Genomic DNA, 22,452 nt, shown 5'->3' on the forward strand with positions numbered 1-22,452 from the left:
ATCGTCGCCATGTCGCAGCACGCCATGCCCTCGACCCTGCGCTTCCTCCTGGCGGCCCGCCGCAGCGAGCTGCACGGACTCGAAGCGTTGGCCAGCACCTGTGAGCTGGCCACCCTGGTCAGCAAGCTGGTGCACGTGCTGCAGAAGGAGCGCGGTTCGTCCAACCTGTATCTGTGCGGCGGCCAGGACGCGCTGCGCCAGACCCTGGCCGGCCTGAGCTCCGACGCCTGCGCGGTCGAGGAGGAAGTGCGCCGCTTCCTCGACCGGCTGGAACCGGATGCCACCCGCAGCGCCGGCAAGGCGCGGCTGCTCAACTGCATCGCCTACGCGCTGTACCGCCTGGACGAGCTGCCGCGCACGCGCCGCGCCATCCGTGACCGCCGCGTGGCGGCGGAAGAGGCCGGCGCGGTCTTCACGCGGCTCATCGCAAGCCTGTTCGCGCTGGTGTTCGAAGCCGCCGACTCGTCGCTCGACGCGGGCGTCACGCGGCTGCTGGTGGCGCTGCTCAATTTCATGCAGGGCAAGGAGCTGTGCGGACAGGAACGCGCCTATGGCGTCATGGGCTACACCGCCGGCTATTTCACCGAAGTGCAGAAGGCCCGCGTGCTGGAGCTGGCGGATCTGCAGAAGCGCTGCTTCGACAGCTTCGCGCAGTACGCCGGCGCGGACGCGCTGGCCGCGTGGGAGCGGCTGGAGCAGGGCGCCGGCCCGGTGCTGCGGCTGCGCGACATGGCGTTGCGGACCTCCGAGGCCGAACGCGTCGACGCCGGCCTGGCCGAGCTGTGGTTCGGCCTGTGCACCGAGCGCATCGACGCCATGCGCGCGGTCGAAAGCCTGCTGGCCGAGGCCCTGACGCTGCAATGCCATCGCCGCATCGTCGAGACCCGCGCCGAGCTCGACAACCACCGGCTGCTGCTGAGCCGCTTCGCCGACCGCGCCGGCGACGACGCGCCGGCGATGCTGTTCCAGCTGCAGGGCCGCATTCTCGACGTGCCGCCGCAGGACGGCGTGGGCGAGGCCATGGAGCGGTCCATCCTCGACCTGATGCGCGATCAGGCGCAGCGCCTGCGGCAGTCGGACGACGCGCTGGCGCTGGCGCGCGGCGCGCTGGAGGAACGGCGGCGGGTCGAGCGCGCCAAGTGGCTGCTGGTCAGCCGCCACGGCCTGAGCGAGCAGGCTGCGCACGACCAATTGCAGCGGGTGGCCATGGACTGCCGGCGTTCGCTCGACGAGGTCGCCCGGCAGGTGCTGGCCGAACTCGATACCGCGGCGCGCTGAACGCCGCCGCGATGCCAGCCTACGCGCGCGGCACGTCCCACAACGCGTCGGGCAGGTAGCCCTCCTGCTCGCCCTTGCGGGCGTAGCCCAGCGGATTGGCGACCACGCGGCAGCCGTCCTTCACGTAGTCCAGCGGGCAGTGCAGGTGGCCGTGCAGCCACAGGTCGGCCAGCGGCAGCAGGTGGTCCAGCGCGTTGCAGAAACCGGCGGTGCCCGGCGTCACGCCGTAGCGCGGATCGGCGCTGGCCAGGCTCGGCGCGAAGTGGGTGATGGCGACCGTGGGGCCGTCGAACGGCGCGCGCAGCGCCGCTTCCAGCCAGGCCTGACAGGCCAGGCCCTGCTCGCGCATCTGCTCGGCCATGAAGGGCGCGCCGTGGCGCCGCATCTGCGCCTTTTCCAGGTAGAAATCGGCGGCCCGGAACGCCTTGCCGCGCTTGGCCAGCGCCTGCGTCAGCGTGTCGCCCGGCGCGGCCAGCGCGTCGAAGTCGCTCCACAGCGTGGTGCCCACCAGCCGCACGCCGTCGATCACCAGGGTCTCGCGCTCGAGCCACTGGATCCCCAGCGCCTCGCACAGCGTCCGCAGCCGCTCGTGGGTCTCGTCGAAGTCGAGGTTGTCGTATTCGTGGTTGCCCGGCACGTACACCACCGGCGTCGGCCAGCCGTGGCGCGGCGCATAGCGGCCCAGGCCGAAGTCGTCCGTGGCCAGCCGCGAGCGCGGCTGGTACGAGCCGATGTCGCCCGCCAGCACCAGCAGGTCCGCGCCCGGCGTCGGGTCCGCGACGAAAGTGGGGTCGGATTCCAGGTGCAGATCGGACAGCAATTGGATTTTCATGAGGCAGCAGGGGGGGGCTTGTGTTGGTTGCGATTCGCAAGTAAATTGGTTGCGACCCGCAACTTCAGGACGCGCCACCATGGATCTTATCGACTTTCCCACCCGATCCCGCGAACAGACCATCCGCGACCTGCGGGAATTCTCGCGCAAGCTGGTGCGCGAACTCGGCTTCATGCGGCCTTCGCTGGCCGGCAGCGAGCTGGCGCCGTCGGCGGTGCACGCCATCATCGAGATCGGCCTGCAGCCTGGCATCCAGGCGCGCGACCTGGCGCTGGTGCTGCGGCTGGACAAATCCAACACCAGCCGCCAGGTGGCCAAGCTGGAAGCGGCCGGCCTGGTGGCGCGCGAGACCGACAGCGGCGACGCGCGCGCCTCGCGCCTGTCGCTGACGCCGGCCGGCCTGGACCTGCGCAACCGCATTGACCAGTTCGCCACCGAGCAGGTGTCGCGGGCCCTGAGGCAACTGGCGCCGCCCGACCAGGAGATCCTGGTGCGCTACCTGTCGCTCTATGCCGACGCCTTGGCACGCGAGAATCCGAACACCCGCGCCGCCCAGGCCAGCGACGCCATCGAGCTGCAGATCCAGGAAGGCTATGCGCCGGGCTGTATCGGCGACGTGGCCGCATTGCATGCGCGTTACTACGCGCAGGCCGCCGGCTTTGGCGTGGTGTTCGAGCGCCTGGTGGCGACGGGCCTGGCGGCCTTCGCCGAGTCGCTGCCGGCGCCGGGCAAGAACCTGTGGCGCTATGCCGACGGCAACCGCACGCTGGCCTCCATCGCCATCGACAGCGACCTGGAAAAACGCACCGCGCATCTGCGCTGGTTCATCGTCGATGAATCGCTGCGCGGACTCGGCGTCGGCCGCGCGCTGCTGACGCGCGCGATGCGCTTCGTCGACACGCTCGATATTGACGAAACGTATCTGTGGACCTTCAAGGGATTGGACGCCGCGCGCCATCTGTACGAGTCCGAAGGCTTCGTGCTGACCGAGGAAGCCGAGGGCACGCAATGGGGCGGCGTGGTGGTGGAGCAGCGCTTCAGCCGGCCCGCGCGCTGACGCATCTGGACACACACTGAGGCCGCGCGCACGCGCCGCGGCCCGTTTCGGCACGCCACCTTTCACGGCGCTGTCACGTCGCATTCCTAGACTCGCTGGGGTCTTGCCGGCTGGTCGCGGCAAGGTCGGTCCTCCTCTTTCCAAAGAACCTCCCCATGCCCTCCACGAGTCTTGCAAGAACCCTTGCCGCGGTCCTGCTCGCGGCCGCCACGCTCGCCGCCTGTGGCGGTGACGATTCCTCCGACGATCCCGCGCAGCCGCCGGTCACCCAACCGACCGCGCCGCAGCTGCGTTGCGCCCCGTAAGCGGCGGTAGCGCCGACCTCCACGATCCCGAGTAGAACTGATGACCTCCCGCCGCAATTTCCTCCAGACCGCCACGGGCGCGGGCTTCGCCGCCGCCGCGCTCGCCGCCTTTCCGCCCAGCATCCGCCGCGCGCTCGCCATCCCCGCCAACAACGCCACCGGCACCATCAAGGACGTCGAGCACGTCATCATCCTGATGCAGGAGAACCGCTCGTTCGACCATTACTTCGGCACGCTCAAGGGCGTGCGCGGCTTCGGCGACCGCTTCCCGATTCCGCTCGCCAACGGCCGCAAGGTCTGGCAGCAGCAACGCGCCAACGGCGCCGTGCTGACGCCGTTCCACATCGACGGCACCACCAACAACGCGCAGCGCGCCTCCGGCACCCCGCACAGCTGGGACGACAGCCAGAAAGCCTGGGACGGCGGCCGCATGGCGCAATGGCCGACGCACAAGAACGACATCTCGATGGGCTACTTCAAGGAACGCGAGATCCCGTTCCAGTTCGCGCTGGCCAACGCGTTCACGCTGTGCGACGCCTATCACTGTTCGATGCATACCGGCACCGACGCCAACCGCTCGTTCCACCTGACCGGCACCAACGGCGCCGTGCCCACCAACACCGCTTTCGTCAACAACGAGTGGGACTGGATCGACGGCCTGCCGGCCAACGTCAACAAGGGCTACACCTGGACCACCTACGCCGAGCGGCTGGAGCAGGCCGGCGTCAGCTGGATCTCGTACCAGAACATGCCCGATGAATGGGGCGACAACATGCTGGGCGCGTTCCGCGCGTTCCGCCAGGCCAACGTGAGCTCCGGCTTTCCGGTGTCCAGCGGCGGCGAGCCGGGCGTGCCCTACGCCAACACCGGTCAGGCGCTGCCGTACAAGGCCTACGACCCGGCCACCGACAATGCCGCCAATCCGCTCTACAAGGGCGTGGCCAACACGCTGCCGGGCGCCGCGCCCGAGAACTACCTGGACGCCTTCAAGCGCGACATCCGCGACGGCAAGCTGCCGCAGGTGTCCTGGATGAACGCGCCGTCGATCTACTGCGAACACCCCGGCCCGTCGAGCCCGGTGCAGGGCGCCTGGTTCCTGCAGGAAGTGCTGGACGCGCTGACCGCCGTGCCCGAGGTCTGGAGCAAGACGGTGCTGCTGGTGAATTTCGACGAGAACGATGGCTACTTCGACCACGTGCCGTCGCCGTCCGCGCCGTCGCGCGACGCCGGCGGCAGCCCGGCCGGCAAGACCACGCTGGCCGATGCCGACCTGACGCCCGAGTACTTCACGCACGCCTCGCCCGCCGGCAGCACGACCCAGCCGGCGACCAAGGACGGCCGCGTCTACGGTCCCGGCCCGCGCGTGCCGATGTACGTGATCTCGCCCTGGAGCCGCGGCGGCTGGGTCAACTCGCAGGTGTTCGACCACACCTCGGTGCTGCGTTTCCTGGAAGCGCGCTTCGGCGTGGCCGAGCCCAACATCAGCCCGTTCCGCCGCGCGGTCTGCGGCGACCTGACCAGCGCCTTCAACTTCAAGACGCCCAACACCGAGTCGCTGCCGACGCTGGCCGGACGCGCCACGCGCGCCGCGGCCGACCAGTTGCGCACCGCGCAGGAGGCCCTGCCGCAGATGCCGCTGCCCACCGATATGCAGCTGCCGCTGCAGGCCAGCGGCACGCGGCCGTCGCGCGCGCTGCCCTACGAACTGCACACCAGCGCGCGCTGCGCCGCGGCCGGCACGGTGGAGCTGGTGTTCGCCAACACCGGCACGCAGGGCGCGGTGTTCCATGTCTACGACCGCTATCACCTGGACCGGTTGCCGCGCCGCTATGCGGTCGAGGCCGGCAAGACCCTGTCCGACACCTGGAACGCGCTGCAGGACAACCTCGGCATGTACGACCTGTGGGTGCTCGGCCCCAACGGCTACCACCGCCATTTCAAGGGCGACACCAACCGCATCGCCGACAGCGGCGCGCTGCCCGAGATTCGGGTCTGCTACGACATCGCCAACGGCGAGGTCTACGCCGAGCTGCTCAACACCGGCGCCAAGGCCTGCACCTTTACGGTCGCGCCGCAGGCGTACCGCCAGGACGCGGCGGTGACGCTGGACGTGGCGGGCGGCGGCAAGGCCACTCGCAACTGGGGGCTGGCGGCCAGCGGGCAGTGGTATGACTTCGCCGTCACCTGCTCCAGCGATCCGGCGTTCTACCGCCGCTTCGCCGGCCGCGTCGAGACCGGCGCGCACACGGTGAGCGATCCGGCCATGGGCGTGGCCGGCGCCTGACGGCCGGGCGCGGTCAGACGCGGAAGTCCGCCGCCATGTCCTCGTCGGTGCGCATGGGCAGCTTGCCCGCGCGGCAGGCCTCGAGGAAGCGGCGGTAGTCCTTCTCGTTCTGCCGCGCGTAGCCCTGCGCATACGCCAGCAGCGCCTCGGGGAATTGGCCCGCGCGTCCCATGTACGCGGCCAGCTCCACCGAGTGCCCGCTGGCCTTGGCATGGGCCCGCGCCAGCGCGCGGCCGCACATGCGGGCGTAACCGGTCAGGATCTTCTGGTTGAAGCTCTCGACGTCGGCCGACACTTTCATGTCGCGCAACTGGCGGAAGTAATAGTGCCTGCCGCGCGGCCCCGTCGACCACCCCAGGAAGATGTCGCTGGCCGCCTGCAGCAGCCGCTGGCCCGCCACCACGCGATAGCCGTCATGCGCGGGCGCCTTGTCGCGGGCATAGCGGGCGATCACGGATTGGCGCGCTTCCTTGACCTGCAGGAACAGCGGATTGCCCCAGCTGTCGACCATCAGCATCACCAGGCAGACCGTGCCCACGCTGCCCACGCCCACCACCTTGAAGACCACGTCCTGCACCGCGAAGTGCTTGAGCAGTTCGCGCCGGTCCGGCGCCAGGCTGTCGAGATAACCGGCGTAGCACTTGGCCATCTTTTTCTTCCAGGTCGGCGTGTCCGGCCAGTGCTCGGCCTTGCCCAGCAGCGTCACCGGGCCGCTGGGGTGGAACATGGCCGGCGGCGCGTCGCGGATGCGCCAGTGGCCGCCGTCCAGGTACGCCATCTTGTGCAGCATGCTCTCGTTGGTGCGGCCGGCGGCCTTCTCCATGGCGCGGCCGATCAACCGGCGGCCCTCGGGGGTTTCCGCGTCCTGCAGCATGCGCTCGAAGGTGATGCCTTGGTACCAGACGTCGAGCGTGCTGTTCTGCGCGTACTCGTTCATGCGCAGCTGGTATTCGCTGGCGGCCGCCATGACGATGTCGGCGCTGTCGCCGCGGCCATAGCCCATGTGCGCCGCCGCCACCGCCAGACTCGCCGTCAGCCGCTTGACGTCCCATTCCCACGGGCCGGTGGCGGTTTCGTCGAAGTCGTTCAGGTCGAACAGCAGCTGCCGTTCGGGCGTGGCGAAGCCGCCGAAGTTGAGCAGGTGGGCGTCGCCGCAGATGGGGATGGAGATGCCGGTATGCGGGGTGCCGGCCAGGTCGTGCGCCTGCAGGATGGCGGCGCCGCGAAAGAAGGTGAAGGGCGAGGCCGCCATGCGGCCGTAGCGCAGCGGGATCAGGGCCTGCACCCGCCCGGCGCTGTTGATCCGCAGCAACCGGATCGGGTCCCGGTCGACATTGCCGAGGGCGGCGTGGGCCGAACGCTTGACGCGTTCCCGGGCCTTCTGTCCGTTGGACCTGCGCGCTTGAATGCTGTCTGTTTCGAGCATGGCGGTTCCCTGGTCGCGGACCGGTGCCGATGACCGGCCTGTCGCCAGGAGTGTAGCGGGACCGGGCGCCTTGCGGGCGTCCGCGCGGACGGCGCGGCCGCCGTCAGATGACGGTGATGCGCAGTTCGGCCAGCAGCGCCGCCGCCTGGGTCTTGGAGATGGCCGCGCCGGCCAGCCGCGCGGCGGCGGACAGGTCGATGCCGCCCAGGTCGGCCTCGCGCAGGTCGGCGCCCTCGAACCGCACGTTCTTGAGCGTGGCGTTGCGCAGGCTGCCGCCATGGAACACCGTGTCGCGCAGATCGCAGCCGGTCAGGTCGGCGTCGGAGAAGTCCAGTTGCTGCAATGCACACTTGCGGAACGAGATGCCGCGCACCAGCGCGCCCACCAGCAGGCAGTCTTCCAGCGTCCAGCCCAGGCAGGCGATGCCGTCGAAGTCGGCGCCGGTCAGCTTGCAGCCCTGGAAGCGGGCGCTCGCCAGGCGCGCGCGGCGCCAGTTGGCATTGTTCAGGTCGCAATGCTCGAATAGCGCCTCGCTGGCGTCGGCCGAGGCGAACACGGCCTGTCCGCCACGGCAGCGCCGCCAGACGCTGTCGGCCAGCGTCGCGCCCTGGAACGAGGCGCCGGCGATGGCGCAGGCGGTGAAGCGGGCGCCGCGCAGATCTAGGCGCGAGAAGTCGGCTTCCTGGAAGTCGCAGTCGTCGAAGGCCAGCGGCTGGCCGTCGGCCCGCTCGATCAGCGCCTGCATCGCCTGGCGGTCCAGCGCCTGGCCGATGACGGTTTCCGGGGATTGCCGCGTCATGCCCATCTTCTCTATCGGGTTCATCGAACCCTCATTGGAACATGCCGTGCTCGACGCAGAACGCCACCAGTTCCTGGTCGGTGCGCACGTCCAGCTTGCGCATGGCCGAGATCTTCTGGCCGCTGACGGTCTTGACGCTGCGCTTGAGGCTGCCGGCCACCTGCATCATCGACTCGCCGCGCACGAAATGCCGCAGCACCTCGAACTCCTTGGGCGAAAGGCTGTTGATGCGGTCGCCGATGAGCGCGCCGCGCCCCGCTGGCGACGGCCGCCGCGTCAGGCCGGGCGGATAGTATTTGCGGCCGCGTTGCAGCGCCTGCAGGGCGCTGACGATCTCGTTCGGGCTGTCGTGCTTGAAGACCACCGCATCGACGCCGGCGTCGTACAGCGCCGACACGATCATGGGATTGGACACCATGGTCAGCACCACCACGCGGACCCCGGGATAGTGGCGGATCAGGTACTTGACCAGGCGGATGCCGTCGCCGTAGAGGTCGTCGCCGGGCATGGCGTAGTCGGTGATGACCACCTGCGGCAGCTCGCGCTCGAGCTGCTCGACCAGCGCCGTCGGCGAGTCCAGCGCGGCGACGACCTCGAAGCCCAGGTACTGCTTCAGCAGTTCGGTCATGGCCATCAGGACCAGGGGGTGATCGTCGGCGATGACGATGCGGAGTCTTTGCATGCGGGGCGCGGTCGGGTTGGCGGGAGGGACCGACGAATTATTCCGCATCGGCGGCCGCGGGCGGAGCCGGCGGCGCCGAAGCCGGACGAGGGGACAGAATTTTAGGGTTCATGACGGCCGCAGGCGGTGGGAGGAATCTCAAAAATGCAAGCAGGACGGGCGCGCCGGCCGCACCTGGGCAGCCAGCGCCCGCTCGGATCCATCCAGGCGCGATCACGCGGCCGATTGAGAATATTCCTGTTCAATCGCTGCCCCGCCTTTGGCACCATCGTCCACATCCCTGCTGGTCTTCCGTCCGACACGGCCGGCATTGCGGCCTGGCCGCGCCCCGATGAGGTTCCATGATGTTCTCCCCCACGCGCCGCCTCTGGCCGGCGCCCGTGGTCCGGTCCCGCCATGCGTGACGCCACTCACGCCTGCTTCCCGCCCGAAGAATCCCTGTTCCTGCGGTTCCAGCCGGTCTTCACCGCGCAAGGCCGGGTGCACGAGTACGCGGTCGCCGACAGTTTCATGCCCTGGCGCGCCGTCGATCTGGCGCCCCAGCGTGCCCGCTTGCGGGCCGCGGCGGCTTTCGCTTCCCGGCCTGACGCGCCCATCGACCTGTCTTTCGATCATGCGCTGACCGCCCCGGGCGACGCAGACCTGGCGCAGCGCCTGTGCACCGATCTCGACCTGGGCCTGTCGCGCGAACAGCTTTGCTTCGGCGCCGCCGCCCGCCGTGACAGGACGCACCTGGCGGCCCGGCGTCTCACCTTCCAGTTGCCGTTGATCCTGCGCCTGATGCCGCAGGCGCAGGCCGTGGCCAGCTACGCCGAATTCCGTCCCGGCCTGCGCGCGCAGCTGCTGCCTGCTACTTGCGGCGGCCAGCCGGTGGCCTGTGGCGAGCTTTGCGCGACCGGCCTGGTGTTGAAAATCCCGCGCGGACTCGGCGCCGACCGTGGGCTGCAACGCCGCTTCAACGCCTTGATGGCATGTCTCGCCGACACCCACCTGCAAGTGGTGGCCGACGACATCGCGGACATCCACGATTTCGTCTGGCTGCGTTCGCATCCCGGGTTGCTGTTTCGCGGCGCCACGCTGTCCGCGCCGCTCAGCGCACAATGCCTGGCGGTCTGGCTGGCGGCCGATGGCGCCGCCTGGCGCAGTTTCAACGCCTGCGTCTCGCCCTAGGAAGCGCTCCCCGCACGGAGGGGTACGCGTGCGAGGCGTCCTGTCGTGTTCGGCAGGCCCTGGCACGGCCGCCCGGCTCAGGCGGCCTGCAGGCGGCCCAGGATGAAGCCGTCCACGGCGCTGCTGCGGCCGCGCCACAGCGTCGGCTGGCCGGCGATCGGGGTGCCGTCGGCGGTGAAGAACAGGGCGTCGGCCAGGTGGATGTAGTTGGGCAGGGGTTCGGCCGGTTGCGGCAGCCGGAACACGTCGCCCAGTTCCGCCAGCGAGGTGCGCACCGATTGCCGCGCCTGGCCGTCCGCGTCCGACAGCGAGTCGGCGAAGGTTTCGGCGAAGCGGTCGAAGTACTCGGCGCCCGACACGATCTCGCCGGACACCAGCATGCCGCCCATCTGCAGCGTCACGCCGATGCTCTTGAGCTGGCCGCCGTTGTTCACCAGGTTCACCAGGAATTGCAGGAAGACGTCGGCGGGCGGCGCCGCGGCGGCGGTGGCGGGCTGGGACGGGGAGGAGGTCGGTTCGAGACTCATGGCGGCAGGGGCTCCGGAATGTGCGAGGGAGTCACAAGATACTCGAACTGCGGCCCGCGCGCATCGGGGCAATCAGCGGATAAACAACCGGTTCGGGTGCCATTCCTCGGCATCGGCCCGAGGGGCCGGGGAATAGGGTTCAGACGCAGGATTCAGACGCAGGGTTCAGACGCAGGGGGTCAGAGGCCCTCGTCGCGCGCGGCGCGGCGTTGCAGCATGCGGTCGACGCGTTCGCCCGCCTGCCGCAGGCGCTGCGCCAGCGCCGCGGGCGCCAGCACGTCGAACTCCACGTCCAGCGTCATCAACCAGTAGGCCAGCATGTCCGGCGACTGGCCGGCGCAACGCAGCAGGCAACGGCCGTCATCGAGCGCATCGAGTTCGCCGGCCCACGGCGGAATGCGCGCCGCCATCGCCGCCCGCGGCGCGTGCAGGATGACGCGGGCGTCCTCGGCGTTGGGCGCCTGGCCCACCGATCGCGCCACGTAGCCGCGCAGGTCGCCGCCATCGGGCGGCGGCCGCGGGCGGAAATGCGCGCCCGGCGTCACCTGGCCGGCGATGCGGTCGAGGCGGAACGTGCGCCAGTCATCGCGCGCCGGATCCCAGGCCACCAGATACCAGCGCCAGCCCGTGTGCGCCAGCCCCTGCGGCTCGACCTCGCGCGTGCTGGCCTGGCCGCGGCTGTCGGTGTAGCCGAAGCTCACCCGCAGCTGGTCGCGGCAGGCGGCCGCCAGCGCGGCCAGCAGGCCCGCGTCCACCAGCGGGGTGTGGCGGGCCAGCGGCACCAGCGCCGAGCGCAAGGCATCCATCTTGTGCCGCAGCCGCGACGGCATCACCTGTTCCAGTTTCACCAGCGCGCGCAGCGCGGCCTCCTCGATGCCGCCGACCGTGCCGGTGGCGGCGGTGCGCAGGGTGATCGCCACCGTCAGCGCCTCGTCGTCGTCCAGCAGCAGCGGCGGCAGCGCGTGCCCGGCGCGGAAGGCGTAGCCGCCGGCCACGCCGCTGCTGGCCTGGATCGGGTAGCCCAGTTCGCGCAGCCGGTCGATGTCGCGCCGCAGGGTGCGCGGGTGCACTTCCAGCGTCTGCGCCAGCTCGCCTCCGGCCCAGTGGCGGCGGGTCTGCAATAGCGAAAGCAGGCGCAGGAGGCGGTTGCTGGAGGTGAGCATGGCGTCGACGATAAAGCGAATCGAGGGCGGAAACTGTCCGCAATGGATTCTACAGTTCATCCCGTCGCCAGCGGCCATGGGGCCGCGGCGGGAATCCACGAAACCGGAGTTTTTCCATGTCCATCGTCTTTTATTGGTACCCCCAGTCCAGCGCCTCCCCGATCGCCGCCGCCCTGGCCGAACTGCAGGTGCCGCACGAACGCGTGAAGGTCGACATCCGCGCCGGCGAGCAGCATCGCCCCGAATTCCTGGCGATCAATCCGAATGGCAAGGTGCCGACGCTGACCGTGGACGGTGCGCCGCTGTCCGAAGGGCTGGCGATCCAGCTGTGGCTGGGCGAGCAATGGGGCGTCGAGCGCGGCCTGTGGCCCGCCGCGGGCACGCCGCAACGGCTGGCCGCCATGTCCTGGAGCGCGTGGGCCTATGTGTCGTACGGCGCGGTGCTGTGGCGCCTGTTCCACGTCGGCTACGGCGAGGAAGGCCAACGCGATCCGAGCCAGGCGGAACGGGCGCTGGCCGACCTGGACGTCTTGCTGGCGGTGCTGGACGGTCACCTGGCGCGCCAGCCCTGGATACTGGGCGCCGAATACTCGCTGGCCGACCTGGTGGTGGGCTCGGTGATCGGCTACAGCACGATGCTCGGGGCGCGCGTGGCGGCGCACCCGAAGGTGCAGGCCTGGCTGGGCAAGGTGCAAGCCCGGCCGGCCATGCAGATCGACCGCTGAGGCGGCGTGGCCGCCCCGGCGCCTACCAGCCCCAGCAGGTGCCGGTGGCCGGCTTGCCGCAGGCGCGGTAGTTGACCGCGAACCACAGCTTGCCCGCGCCGCGCGGGGTGCCTTGCGGCGTGGCGTCGGCCTTGACGTCGTTGCGCGGCAGTTCTTCCAGCGTGTCGCGCGCGGTCTTGGTGGGCGAGCCGCTGGGGGCGCCAGCCACCAGCTGGATGCGGCCCAGGCTGGCCGCCGTGCGGTCCTGGAACACGATGTCGGTGTCGGCCAGCGCGGTCATCTTCAGCGCGGCGTTGCGCACGGCGGCGGCATAGCCGTCGTTGGCGCCGGTGGGCGCCAACGCGCCGCTCAAGGTGCTGACCGTCAGGATCTGCGCGGGCGTGGACGGCGCGGCCATCGCGTACTGGTCCAGGCCGGGCAGCTGGCCGCCGGCCACCTGGCGGCGCAGCCAGTCGCCCCACAGGAACTCCGCGAACTCCGGCAGGCTGCCGTTGCTGTAGGCGATGTCGCGGGTGAAGTACACCAGCGAGCGATAGCGGTCTTCCTGCATGCCGCCGGCTTCCTGCGCGTTGGCGATGCCCACCCGCGTCGGCAGCTGGTCCACGGTGATGGGCTGGTTCTGGCCGTCGCGCAGCCAGGCCTTGCGCTCGTCGACCATGCGCTGCCAGAAGGCCGAGGCGGTGCCGATGCCGCTGTAGTTGGCGTCGACCTTGACCCATACCGGCAGCTTGGGGCCGCCGTCGGCGATCTCGCGCAGCGACGAGAACGTGTGGTGGCCGTCGGTCAGGTACAGATTGCCGTCCCAGCCGACCACCACGGTCTTCAGGTTGGTGGGGTTTGCGCCCATCGCCGCGGTGCAGTTGAAGGTGGCCGGCTGGTCCAGGCGCGCGGCCTGCAGCTGGGCGATGGAGGTAAAGGCCTGGGACGTGTTGGCGCCCATGTCCTCGCAGTAGTCGCTGAATTTCTTGCCGACCGTGCGGTTCAGATAATCCAGCTGCTTGGTCGCGTCGGCCGCCCAGGTGGGACGGTTGAAGTCGCCTTGCCAGCGGCCCAGCTTGTAGTAGATCTGGTCGTAGCCGATGGCGGCCTGGGTCGGGTGCAGTTCCTCGATGCGGACCTTGATGACGTCGCCCGGCTTGGTCGCCAGATAGGCCTGGTTGCGGGTGTCGGTCGGCGGCGCCGGATTCTGGACGACGGGGCTGTCGTCATCATCGTCTTTGCTGCCGTTGCAGGCGGCCAGCACCAGCGGCAGCGCGGCCAGGGCCAGGATCCGCAGGGCGGGGCGCCAGCGCGCGGTGAAAGGGCGGGGAAGGACGGAGTTGGGCGAGCGGGACATGAATGAGCGTTTCGGGTTCGGCTGAAGAAGTATCCAATGATGACAGTCACGTGTTTCGTGTTCATTGCACCGTCACGCCAGGTTCACGCCAGGCGTCGTTCAAGGTCCCGCTTGATTGACGCGGCCCCAATGCTAAGATCGCCGCCAATGACCGCGCCACCCCTCCAGACCCCTCTCGCGGCCGAACTGGCCGAACTCGCCCGCACGCTGGGCAACGCCCATCGCCTGGTGCTGCTCGAGCATATCGCGCAGGGCGAGCGCCCGGTCGAACGGCTGGCCGAATTGTCCGGCCTGTCGGTCGCCAATACCTCGCAGCACCTGCAGCAGTTGCGCCGCGCCGGTTTCGTGGCGACCCGGCGCGACGGCAAGCATGTGTACTACCGGCTCGGCACCGCGCCCGTCGCCGGGCTGCTCAATGCCCTCGGGGCCGTGGCGCAGCACAACCGGAGCGAGATCCGGCGCCTGGTGGCGGACAGCCAGGATCGCCGCGACGGGCTGGAAGCCATCTCGCGCGACGAACTGCTCGACCGCCTGGGCGAAGGCAGCATGACGCTGCTGGACGTGCGGCCCGCCGACGAGTTCGCGCAAGGCCATCTGCCTGGCGCCATCAATATCCCCGCCGGCGAGTTGCTCGAGCGGCTCGGCGAATTGCCGGCCGCGCACGAGATCGTGGCCTATTGCCGCGGCCCGTTCTGCGTGCTGTCTTCCGACGCCGTCACCGCGTTGCGGGCGCACGGCCTGCGCGCCCGGCGGCTCGACGCCGGTTTCCCGGACTGGCGCGCCGAGGGGCTGGCGGTCGAGACGCCCGACCCGCCCGCGCGCTAGCGCGCCGCGACGTCTTGCGCAGAGGGCCGCATTCAAGCCGGCTTCGAGCGCGCCAGCAGCAACGCCAGCGCCAACCCCAGCCACGCCAGGGACAACGGCCGGGGCGTGTCGAAAGGCAGCCATGAGGTGGCCGCCAACCCCAACCCCAGCAGGCTGTAGTAGGCCAGGCCGAACAGGGCGCCGGCGCGCCCCAGGCAATGCCCGTGGCGGCGCAGCGCCGGCCCCAGCAGATTGGGGATCGCCAGGCCATAGCCCGCGAACACCGGCAGCGCCGCGGCCGCCCACAGCCAGCCCGGTTCCGGGCGCCAGGCCATGGCGGCGGCCTGCGCCGCCGTGCCCAGCGCGACGCAGCGCAGGCCGTAGCGCACCCGGCGCTCGGCGTCCGCGGCGGCGGGCAGCCGGCGGTTGGCGGCGGCGCCCAGGCTGCCCACCAGCGCCACGCCCAGGCCCACCCAGCCGAAACCCAGTCCCGGCAGCGGGCCCGTCATGAACGGGCCGGCGGCATAGAACGAAAACACCAGCAGGTTCAGGCCGGCGACCCGCAGCACCGCCAGGCGCAGCGCGGCGTCGGCCAGCATCTGGCCGGCCAGCGCCGCCAGCGGCACGTGGCCGGTGCGCGCCGGGCGGGTTTCGTGCCAGCGCCAGGCGACCGATCCCAGCAGCAGCGCGATCACGACGGCGAGCGTCGCCAGCACGCCGGCATAGCCATGCCGGTCGGCCAGCAGTTGGCCCGTCAGCGGTCCGACGGCGGGCGACCAGGCCAGCACCGCGCCCAGCGTGACGAAGGTGCGCGTCAGCCGCGGGCCGTCCAGGCAATCGCGCAGCGCGGTCTGCGTCACCACCGAGCACGCCGCCAGGCCCAGCGCCTGGACGAAGCGGCCGCCAAGCAGCGCCGCGTAATGCGGCGCGGCCAGCGCGCCCAGCGTGCCCGCCAGCCCGGTGGCCAGGCCGGCCAGCATGGCGGGGCGGCGGCCCCAGGTATCGGCGAGATGTCCCCATAGAAACACCCCGGCGGCGAAGCCGACGAAGAAGACGCCCATGACCGGCTGCGTGGCGGCGGCATCCAGGCGCCAGTGGCGCGCCAAGTCCGGCAGGGCGGGGGCGAGAATGGTCTCGGCGATCTGCGGCAGGGCCAGCAGCGCGATGACGAGCCAGGACGGCGGCGGGGCGCCGCAGGCGGGCGGGGAACAAAGACGGGAAGACATGCGACGGACTTGATGCGAAAAGCCGCTAGCGTAGGCGCGCGGCGGCGCGCAAAATCACGCTATCGCGCCATAAAACATCGCCAATCGGACATGCCTGTCTATTCCCCCGATGCCGTCGAAGATCCGGACCTCGTCGCCTGCCCCGTGGTGGGCATGGCGATCGACACGCGCGCGCACGCGTCGGACTGGCATGCGCACCAACGCGCGCAATTGCTGTATCAGGCGGAAGGCGGGGTGACGCTGTATCTCACCGACCGGGTGGGGCAGTTGGCGCCGCTGCAGGCAGCCTGGCTGCCGGCCGGGTGTGTGCATCGCACGGCCATGCAGGGCACGTTCGCCTATCGCAGCCTGTATTTCGATGTGGCGGTCTATCCGGACCTGCCGCGCGAGCCGCGCATCCTCGACGTCAATCCGCTGTTGCGCGAAATGATCGTGCGCGTGACGCAATGGCCCTCCGACCAGGCGCTGGACGGGCCGCGCCAGCGCCTGGTGGGCGCGTTGCTGGATGAACTGGCGGCGGCGCCCGCGGCGCCGCTGCATCTGCCCATGCCGCGCGATCGGCGGCTGGCGCCGATCGCGCGCGAACTGCTGGCAAATCCGGCCTGCGCGCTGTCGATCGATGACTGGGGGCCGCCGGGTGGGCGCCAGCGGCCGTACGCTGGCGCGCGCCTTTCTGGCGGAGACCGGCTTGCCGTTCACGCGCTGGCGCACGCAATGCCGCCTGCTGATGGCGCGGGCCCGGCTGGCCGAGGGCGCGTCCGTCACGGAAGTGGCGCATGCCGTGGGCTATGCCAGCGACAGCGCCTTCATCGCCATGTACCGGCGCGCCTACGGCGAGCCGCCGGGGCGCCGGCAGCGCCGGCGCGACCCGTTGCCTTAGAACACGTGGCGGATGCCGACGCCGGCCGCGGTGCTCTTGAGGCCGTCGATGAACGCGTAGTCCTTGCCGTACGAACCATAGGCGTACAGGTTGGTGCGCTTGGACAGGTCGTAGGTGTAGCCCACGCTCCAGACGTTCATGTTGGCGTCGCCGCCGGTCAGGCGGTCATTGGACGGCGAGACGTGCTGCCACGAGGTGAACACGCTGCTGGCGCCGCCGATCGGGAAGGTGGCGCCGAGCATGTAGGCGTTGGCCTTGAAGCCGTCCACGTAGCGGTTGGTGCCGAACTCGTCGCTGAAGGGCGTGCCAGCCGGCAGGTCCTGGCCGACGAACCAGCCGTCGGTGGTGCGGCCGTAGGCGGCGGCCAGCTTCACCACTTCCAGGTCGTACGACGCACCGATGGCGTATTGGCGCGGCGTCGCGCCGTGGTCGATCGAGCCGCGGTTCGAGCCGTTGAGCTGGTCGTAGGTCAGGGTGACGTTGACCGGGCCCTCGACGTAGCGCAGGCCGGCGGTGATGCCGCGCGAGTTGTCGTTGGTGCGGAAATGGGTTTCGTCGCTGTTGGTATCGTCGACGTTGAAGGAATAGCCCGCGGCGAACTGGAAGCCGCTCATCGAGGGGCTGCGATACATGATCATGTTGTCCCAGCGCATGGTGTTGGCCGCGCTGAAACCCAGGCCCAGGTTCGATTGGGTGTAGCTGGTGTAGAAGGGGTCGATGTCGGCCAGGTAGTTCGAGCCGACGGTGGCCTGGCGGCCGAATTCGATCGTGCCCCAGGCGTCGTTGGCCAGCCCGAGGGTGGCCTGGCGGCCGAACAGGCGGCCGCTCTGGCCGCGGGTGCCGTTGCCCGAATCGAAACCGCTTTCCAGCGTGAACACGGCGCGCAGGCCATCGCCCAGGTCTTCGGATCCGCGCAGGCCCCAGCGGGAGCCGGCCTGGATGCCGTTGATCATGCCGAGCTTGCTGCCGTCATAGCCACTGCCCTTGATCTTGTTGTAGCCAATGCCGGTGTCGATGACACCATAGAGAGTGACTGACGTTTCTGCCTGAGCGACGCCTGCAAAAGTGGTCAACATTGCGGCTGCGAGCAGCGTCTTTTTCATCCGTGGAACTCCTTGCTGTAGAGGGAAAAAAATAAAGGGAACAACACGTTGAGCATGACGCCCAACGTGGTTCCCAGCCCCTAGTGTAGGTCAAAAAGTCCTATTTCCTGGCAAAAACCGTGATTTTCTGTCTATTTGTATCGTGAAGATCGCCGCGGCTCGCAGCCGGAAGGCCCGGAAAAGCGGCCCAGGGCGCCGCGCGTCGCCGCAGGCCGAAGCCAAAAAAACCGCCACGGAGCGGATCCGTGGCGGTGTCGCGCGCGTGGCGCCGGCAGGGCCGGCCCGGCGTGGATGCTTAGAACAGGTGGCGCAAGCCGACGCCGCCAGCGGTGCTCTTCAAACCTTCGATGAAGGCGTAGTTCTTGCCGTACGAACCATAGGCGTAAACCATGGTGCGCTTGGACAGGTCGTAGGTGTAGCCCACGCTCCAGACGTTCATGTTGGCGTCATCGCCGGTCAGCTTGTCGTTGGACGGCGAGACATGCTGCCACGAGCCGAACAGGTTGCTCATGCCGTCCAGCGGCAGGGTCGCGCCCAGCATGTAGGAGTTGGCCTTGAAGCCCGCCGCGTAGTGGAAGGTGCCCAGCTGGTCGTTGACCGCCGTGTTGGCCGCCAGGTCCTGGCCGGCGAACCAGCCGTCGGTGGTGCGCCCGTAGGCGGCGGCCAGCTTCAGCACTTCGAGGTCGTACGATGCGGCCACGGCGTACTGGCGCGGCGTGACGGAATGGTCGAATTCCGCCGGCTTGCCGGCGACCATGACAGGATCGCCATCGGCGTCGAGCTGGCGCGCCGAGTTCGAGCTGTTGAGCTGATCGTAGGTCAGCGAGACGTTCAGCGGGCCCTGGACGTAACGCAGGCCGGCGGTGATGCCGCGCGCGTTGTCGGCGGTGCGGAAGCCGCTCTGGTTCTTGTCGGTGCTGTCGGCGTTGAAGGAATAGCCCAGGGCGAACTGGAAGCCGTCCGACCAGGCGCTGCGGTACATGACCATGTTGTCCCAGCGCATGGTGTTGGCGGCGCTGAAGGAAGTGCCGATGTTGGCCTGGGTGAAGCTGGTGTAGAAGGGGTCGATATCGCCCAGGAAGGTGCCGCCGACGGTGGTCTGACGGCCGAATTCCAGCGAGCCCCAGCTGTCGTTGGCCAGGCCGATGGTGGCTTGGCGGTTGAACAGGCGGCCTTGTTGGGACGTGCCGTTGCCCGAGTCGAAGCCGCTTTCGACCGTGAACATGGCGCGCAGGCCGTCGCCCAGGTCTTCGGAGCCGCGCAGGCCCCAGCGCGAGCCGGACTGGACGCCGTTGATCATGCCGATGCGGCTGGCGCCGACGTCGACGGCGCGGGGCGCGCCGGTGATGGGGTCGGTCGCGTTGACCGAGCCGGACACCTTGTTGTAGCCGATGCCGGTGTCGATGACGCCATAGAGGGTGACCGAGGTTTCAGCCTGGGCCGCGCCGGCAAGAGTGGTCAACATGGCGGCCGCGAGCAGCGTCTTTTTCATCCGGAGAACTCCTTGAGTGGGGAAAAACAACGGGAACGACGGGGGGGGGGCGTGCTGCCCGCGTTGTTCCCGGTTGCCTGTGTAGATTGCACTCAAGCATTCTCAGTCAACCGTCACGCATTTCCGGTCATCTGCGGCGATTGTCGGACCGATTGACGGGAGCGGAATCGGCCCCGGTGACGCGGTTTCGCAACAGGGCCGCGGCCGCCCATTCGCCGCTGTGGGCCGCGCCGTCGGTGGTGGGCATGGCCAGGTAATCGCCGGCCAGCACCACCGGGTCGGCGTCGCGCCATTGCCGGCGGTAATCACGGATGGCGCGCGCCCGGCCGACCGCCGACAGGGGCTCGGCCGCCGGCCAGCGGCAGAAATGGGTGAAGTCGATGCGGCCGACCAGGCCGGGGAAATGGCGGCCCAGTTCGGGCAGCACTTCCGCCAGCACGCGCCGCTCGTCGGCGTCCTGCGGGCGCGCGCCGGCGCGGCCGTCCAGCATGACGTTGAGCAGTTCGCCGCCGGCCGGCACCAAGGTGGCGGCCTTGCGCGACTCGATGCCGACCGCGGCGATGACCTGCCGCTCGCGGCGCGGGATCAGCAGGCCGTAGACGTCCTCCAGCCCTTGCGGCGCGGGCAGGCCGCCGGGCAACGCGATGGCGATGTTGAGGGTGGCGCTGTAGGGCGTGGCGAGCAGGGCCTGTTGCGCCTCGCTGTCGCCGCGGTACAGCGCGCGCGCCTGCGCCGCCGGCGCCGCCAGCACGACCTTGTCGGCCTCGAACGGGCCCGCCGGCGTGTGCGCGCAGACCCGGCCGGGCGTCACGTCCAGCGCGGTGACGGGCGTGTCCAGCCGCAGGTCCAGCGGCGCCGCCAGGGCCTCTGGCAGCGACTGCATGCCTTGCGCCAGCGCCAGCGTGCGGCTGCGGCGCGCGCCGAAGGCCCACAGCGCCATCGACAGGGCGCGCGAGGTCTGCTCGGGCGCCTGGAAATAGAACCCCTCGAGCATCGGCTCGAACAGGTAGTCCAGGCCGCGCTCGCCCGCCAGCCGGGCGGCCCAGGCGGCGGTGTCGCCGTCGTCCCAGTCGCTCCAGGCGGCATAGTCATCGAGCGGCAGGCGGGCGGTGCCGCGCATGCCGGCCGCCATGCGACAGCCCAGCCGCAGCAGCTCCCGCTTGCCCATCAGGCCGGATGACGCCAGGGTCCAGGGCCGCCGCGCGTGCAGGCGCCGGACGCGGCCATCGGCCACGGTCGCGCTCCAGCCGGAGGTGGGGCGGCAGGAGGCCAGCAGGCCGGTCTCGGCCAGCAGGGCGTGGATGCGGGCGTAGCCGCTGGACAGGAACTGCGCGCCCCGATCGATGCGCCAGCCGTGGCGCAGGTCGGTGCTCATGCGGCCGCCGACCCGGTCCCGGGCTTCCAGGACAGTGACGCGCACGCCGTGTTGCGACAGGCGGTGCGCGGCCGTCAGGCCGGCGATGCCGGCGCCGATGACGATGACGGAAAGAGGCATGGCGGGGATACCGTGGGCGTTTGCGACGCCGGTATCCTACGCCCGCTCTGCGATGGTCGATTCGGGCCTGATCTGATCCGGTCAGCGGCGCGCGCGCAGCCGCCGTTCCTCGCGCGCCACGATGCCGGCGCCGACGATGATCATGACGGCCAGGGCGTACCAGGTGATGGCGTAGACCAGGTGGTTGTTGGGGAAGGTCAGCGTCGTCAGGCCGCCGACCGGCGCCTGCGTCGGATCGCGGCCGGCGCCTGGGGCGGCGTCGGCGTCGATGAAGTAGGGCGCCACCTCGCCCAGCCCGCGCGCCTGGGCGATGGCGGGCAGGTCACGCGAATACCAGAGGTTGGCGGCCGGATCGTTGTTGCGCAGGAAGCCGTTGCCCGGCTCGCCCATGCGCAGCAGGCCGTCGACCTTGACCGGCGCGGCGTCCGCCGCGGGCTGGCCGCCGGCGGCCTGGCGCTTGCGCCATTCGGGCAGCACGAAGCCGCGGTTGACCAGCACCGTGCCGCCGCCATCCGCCAATTGCAGCGGCGTCATGGCCCAGTAGCCGCTGCCCAGCTCGGTGGCGGCCTGCACCAGCGTCTGCTTGTCGTACTGGTAGGCGCCGCTGGCCGACACGCGGCGGTATTCGGCGTTGTCGGCGGTCAGCGCCGGCCAGTCGGCGCGAGCGGGGGCGGGCGTGGCGGGCGCGTGCGCCCGCTGGTCCACCTGCGCGATCAGGTTCTGCTTCCAGGCCAGGCGGTGCACCTGCCAGGTACCGAGGGCGCACAGGCCCGCGAACAGCGCGACCGCAACCACGCCCAGGACGGCCAGGGTGGTTGCGCTGCGGGGATTGCGGGGGGTGTCGCCGGAATGCGTAGAGTCTTTTGTTGCCGCCATCACGTCAGGGCATATTCCGCATGTCGTGGATCGACATGGGCATCATGTTGGAGTTCAGGTGATACATGATCCAGATGGATCCGCTGAGCGTGATCACGACCAGCACCAGCGTGAATATTAACGCCAACATGTTCCAGCCGCTTTCGGACTTGGCATCCATGTGCAGGAAATAGATGATGTGCACCACGATCTGGACCGCCGCGAAGGCCAGGATGATCAGCGCCGTGGTGCGCGAGCTTTCGAACACCCGGTCCATCACCAGCCAGAACGGGATCGCGGTCAGGATGGCCGCCAGGATGAAGCCGGTGACGTAGCTTTTCAGGGTGCCATGGGCGGCGCCGTCGTCATCGTCATGGTGGCCGTGACCGTGGCCGTGGCCCGCGTGGTCGGCATGGGCGTTCATGGTAGCACTCCCATCAGGTAGACAAAGGTGAACACGCCGACCCAGATCAGGTCCAGGAAGTGCCAGAACATCGACAGGCACATCAGCCGGCGGCGGTTCTCGGGGATCAGGCCGTGCATGCGCACCTGCACCATCATCGTCACCAGCCAGACGATGCCGAACGTGACGTGCAGCCCGTGCGTGCCCACCAGCGTGAAGAACGACGACAGGAAGGCGCTGCGCTGCGGCCCGGCGCCGATGTGGATCAGGTGCGCGAACTCATACAGTTCCAGCGACAGGAAGCCCAGCCCCAGCAGGCCGGTGACCGCCAGCCAGCCCTGCGTGGCGCCGACCCGGTTGCGCCGCATCTCCAGCATGGCGAAGCCGTAGGTGATGGACGACAGCAGCAGCAGCGAGGTGTTGACCGCCACCAGCGGCAGGTCGAACAGGTCGGCGCCGGACGGGCCCGCGGCGTAGTTGCGTCCCAGCACGCCGTAGGTGGCGAACAGGCAGGCGAAGATGAGGCAGTCGCTCATCAGATACACCCAGAAGCCCAGCAGCGTGCCGTTCTTCGGGTGGTGTTCGCCGGCCACGTGGAACACGGGCTCCG

The 22,452-nt window shown here is 69.9% G+C and carries 21 protein-coding genes and 1 pseudogene; 8 read left to right on the top strand and 14 right to left on the bottom strand.

Annotated features, from left to right (window positions below):
- Positions 1-9 precede the first annotated feature (9 nt).
- Positions 10-1,278: a nitrate- and nitrite sensing domain-containing protein gene (locus AOZ49_RS16080; RefSeq protein ID WP_054476481.1), complete on the top strand. Its 1,269-nt coding sequence runs from the start codon at positions 10-12 to the stop codon at positions 1,276-1,278.
- Positions 1,279-1,297: 19 nt separating this feature from the next.
- Here the strand turns inward: AOZ49_RS16080 and AOZ49_RS16085 are convergent, their stop codons facing one another.
- Entirely contained in the window at positions 1,298-2,110 is an 813-nt protein-coding gene (locus AOZ49_RS16085; RefSeq protein WP_054476483.1) for a metallophosphoesterase, read from the bottom strand.
- Between the two features lie 79 nt (positions 2,111-2,189).
- Here AOZ49_RS16085 and AOZ49_RS16090 point away from each other — a divergent pair, with 79 nt between their 5' ends.
- Together AOZ49_RS16090 and AOZ49_RS16095 are read left to right on the top strand one after the other, a co-directional pair.
- Positions 2,190-3,167: a helix-turn-helix domain-containing GNAT family N-acetyltransferase gene (locus AOZ49_RS16090; RefSeq protein WP_054428729.1), complete on the top strand. Its 978-nt coding sequence runs from the start codon at positions 2,190-2,192 to the stop codon at positions 3,165-3,167.
- Positions 3,168-3,512: 345 nt separating this feature from the next.
- Positions 3,513-5,756, top strand: a complete 2,244-nt coding sequence (locus AOZ49_RS16095; RefSeq protein ID WP_054476484.1) for a phosphocholine-specific phospholipase C — start codon at positions 3,513-3,515, stop codon at positions 5,754-5,756.
- A gap of 13 nt (positions 5,757-5,769) precedes the next feature.
- Here AOZ49_RS16095 and AOZ49_RS16100 read toward each other — a convergent pair whose 3' ends face one another.
- The 3 genes from AOZ49_RS16100 to AOZ49_RS16110 all read right to left on the bottom strand — a co-directional run bounded on the left by AOZ49_RS16100 (position 5,770) and on the right by AOZ49_RS16110 (position 8,663).
- Positions 5,770-7,182 (bottom strand): DUF2252 domain-containing protein, encoded by a 1,413-nt coding sequence (locus AOZ49_RS16100; RefSeq protein WP_054476486.1) that lies wholly within the window; start codon positions 7,180-7,182, stop codon positions 5,770-5,772.
- A gap of 103 nt (positions 7,183-7,285) precedes the next feature.
- Positions 7,286-7,981 carry a pentapeptide repeat-containing protein gene (locus tag AOZ49_RS16105; protein ID WP_054429241.1) on the bottom strand — a complete coding sequence of 232 codons (696 nt, stop codon included), beginning with the start codon at positions 7,979-7,981 and terminating at the stop codon, positions 7,286-7,288.
- A gap of 31 nt (positions 7,982-8,012) precedes the next feature.
- On the bottom strand, positions 8,013-8,663 hold the full coding sequence (locus tag AOZ49_RS16110) for a response regulator (protein ID WP_054428726.1): 651 nt from the start codon (positions 8,661-8,663) through the stop codon (positions 8,013-8,015).
- A 396-nt stretch (positions 8,664-9,059) separates the two neighbouring features.
- Between AOZ49_RS16110 and AOZ49_RS16115 the strand changes: the two genes are divergently transcribed.
- Positions 9,060-9,833: a hypothetical protein gene (locus tag AOZ49_RS16115; RefSeq protein WP_054428725.1), complete on the top strand. Its 774-nt coding sequence runs from the start codon at positions 9,060-9,062 to the stop codon at positions 9,831-9,833.
- A 77-nt stretch (positions 9,834-9,910) separates the two neighbouring features.
- Here the strand turns inward: AOZ49_RS16115 and gvpU are convergent, their stop codons facing one another.
- Both gvpU and AOZ49_RS16125 read right to left on the bottom strand, forming a co-directional pair.
- Positions 9,911-10,360: a gas vesicle accessory protein GvpU gene (gene gvpU, locus AOZ49_RS32980; protein ID WP_197286521.1), complete on the bottom strand. Its 450-nt coding sequence runs from the start codon at positions 10,358-10,360 to the stop codon at positions 9,911-9,913.
- Between the two features lie 179 nt (positions 10,361-10,539).
- A complete protein-coding gene (locus AOZ49_RS16125) occupies positions 10,540-11,523 on the bottom strand; it encodes a helix-turn-helix transcriptional regulator (protein WP_054476489.1) in 984 nt (327 codons plus the stop codon).
- Between the two features lie 116 nt (positions 11,524-11,639).
- Between AOZ49_RS16125 and AOZ49_RS16130 the strand changes: the two genes are divergently transcribed.
- The gene (locus tag AOZ49_RS16130) at positions 11,640-12,248 is read left to right on the top strand and encodes a glutathione S-transferase family protein (protein ID WP_054476490.1); all 609 of its coding nucleotides are present in this window, start codon (positions 11,640-11,642) and stop codon (positions 12,246-12,248) included.
- Between the two features lie 22 nt (positions 12,249-12,270).
- On the opposite strand, the gene AOZ49_RS16135 is transcribed toward AOZ49_RS16130, so the two are convergent.
- A complete protein-coding gene (locus AOZ49_RS16135) occupies positions 12,271-13,584 on the bottom strand; it encodes a ParB/Srx family N-terminal domain-containing protein (protein WP_054428722.1) in 1,314 nt (437 codons plus the stop codon).
- Positions 13,585-13,731: 147 nt separating this feature from the next.
- Here AOZ49_RS16135 and AOZ49_RS16140 point away from each other — a divergent pair, with 147 nt between their 5' ends.
- Positions 13,732-14,409, top strand: coding sequence for an ArsR/SmtB family transcription factor (locus tag AOZ49_RS16140; RefSeq protein WP_054476493.1), 678 nt, complete (start codon positions 13,732-13,734; stop codon positions 14,407-14,409).
- Positions 14,410-14,441: 32 nt separating this feature from the next.
- On the opposite strand, the gene AOZ49_RS16145 is transcribed toward AOZ49_RS16140, so the two are convergent.
- Complete coding sequence (locus tag AOZ49_RS16145) at positions 14,442-15,614, bottom strand: multidrug effflux MFS transporter (protein ID WP_054476495.1); 1,173 nt, start codon at positions 15,612-15,614, stop codon at positions 14,442-14,444.
- Positions 15,615-15,767: 153 nt separating this feature from the next.
- Here AOZ49_RS16145 and AOZ49_RS33565 point away from each other — a divergent pair.
- Positions 15,768-16,064, top strand: a pseudogene (locus AOZ49_RS33565) (AraC family ligand binding domain-containing protein); the annotation flags it as partial.
- A gap of 238 nt (positions 16,065-16,302) precedes the next feature.
- Entirely contained in the window at positions 16,303-16,494 is a 192-nt protein-coding gene (locus AOZ49_RS33570) for a helix-turn-helix domain-containing protein (RefSeq protein ID WP_231690360.1), read from the top strand.
- Here AOZ49_RS33570 and AOZ49_RS16155 read toward each other — a convergent pair.
- From AOZ49_RS16155 to cyoC, 6 genes are all read right to left on the bottom strand, one after another.
- Positions 16,491-17,597 carry a porin gene (locus tag AOZ49_RS16155; protein ID WP_054428718.1) on the bottom strand — a complete coding sequence of 369 codons (1,107 nt, stop codon included), beginning with the start codon at positions 17,595-17,597 and terminating at the stop codon, positions 16,491-16,493. The genes AOZ49_RS33570 and AOZ49_RS16155 overlap by 4 nt on opposite strands.
- Positions 17,598-17,892: 295 nt before the next feature.
- The gene (locus AOZ49_RS16160) at positions 17,893-19,089 is read right to left on the bottom strand and encodes a porin (protein WP_054476497.1); all 1,197 of its coding nucleotides are present in this window, start codon (positions 19,087-19,089) and stop codon (positions 17,893-17,895) included.
- A gap of 127 nt (positions 19,090-19,216) precedes the next feature.
- Entirely contained in the window at positions 19,217-20,584 is a 1,368-nt protein-coding gene (locus AOZ49_RS16165; protein ID WP_054476499.1) for a protoporphyrinogen/coproporphyrinogen oxidase, read from the bottom strand.
- A gap of 81 nt (positions 20,585-20,665) precedes the next feature.
- Complete coding sequence (locus AOZ49_RS16170) at positions 20,666-21,460, bottom strand: SURF1 family protein (protein ID WP_082380475.1); 795 nt, start codon at positions 21,458-21,460, stop codon at positions 20,666-20,668.
- Positions 21,461-21,464: 4 nt separating this feature from the next.
- Positions 21,465-21,863: a cytochrome o ubiquinol oxidase subunit IV gene (gene cyoD / locus AOZ49_RS16175; protein ID WP_054428715.1), complete on the bottom strand. Its 399-nt coding sequence runs from the start codon at positions 21,861-21,863 to the stop codon at positions 21,465-21,467.
- Positions 21,860-22,452, bottom strand: a 593-nt coding sequence (gene cyoC, locus AOZ49_RS16180; RefSeq protein ID WP_054476525.1) for a cytochrome o ubiquinol oxidase subunit III, incomplete at its 5' end; no start/stop codon positions are given. The genes cyoD and cyoC, both read right to left, overlap by 4 nt.

This window comes from Achromobacter sp. 2789STDY5608615 (assembly GCF_001298995.1).
In the GTDB taxonomy this organism is placed as follows: Bacteria; Pseudomonadota; Gammaproteobacteria; order Burkholderiales; family Burkholderiaceae_B; genus Achromobacter; species Achromobacter insuavis.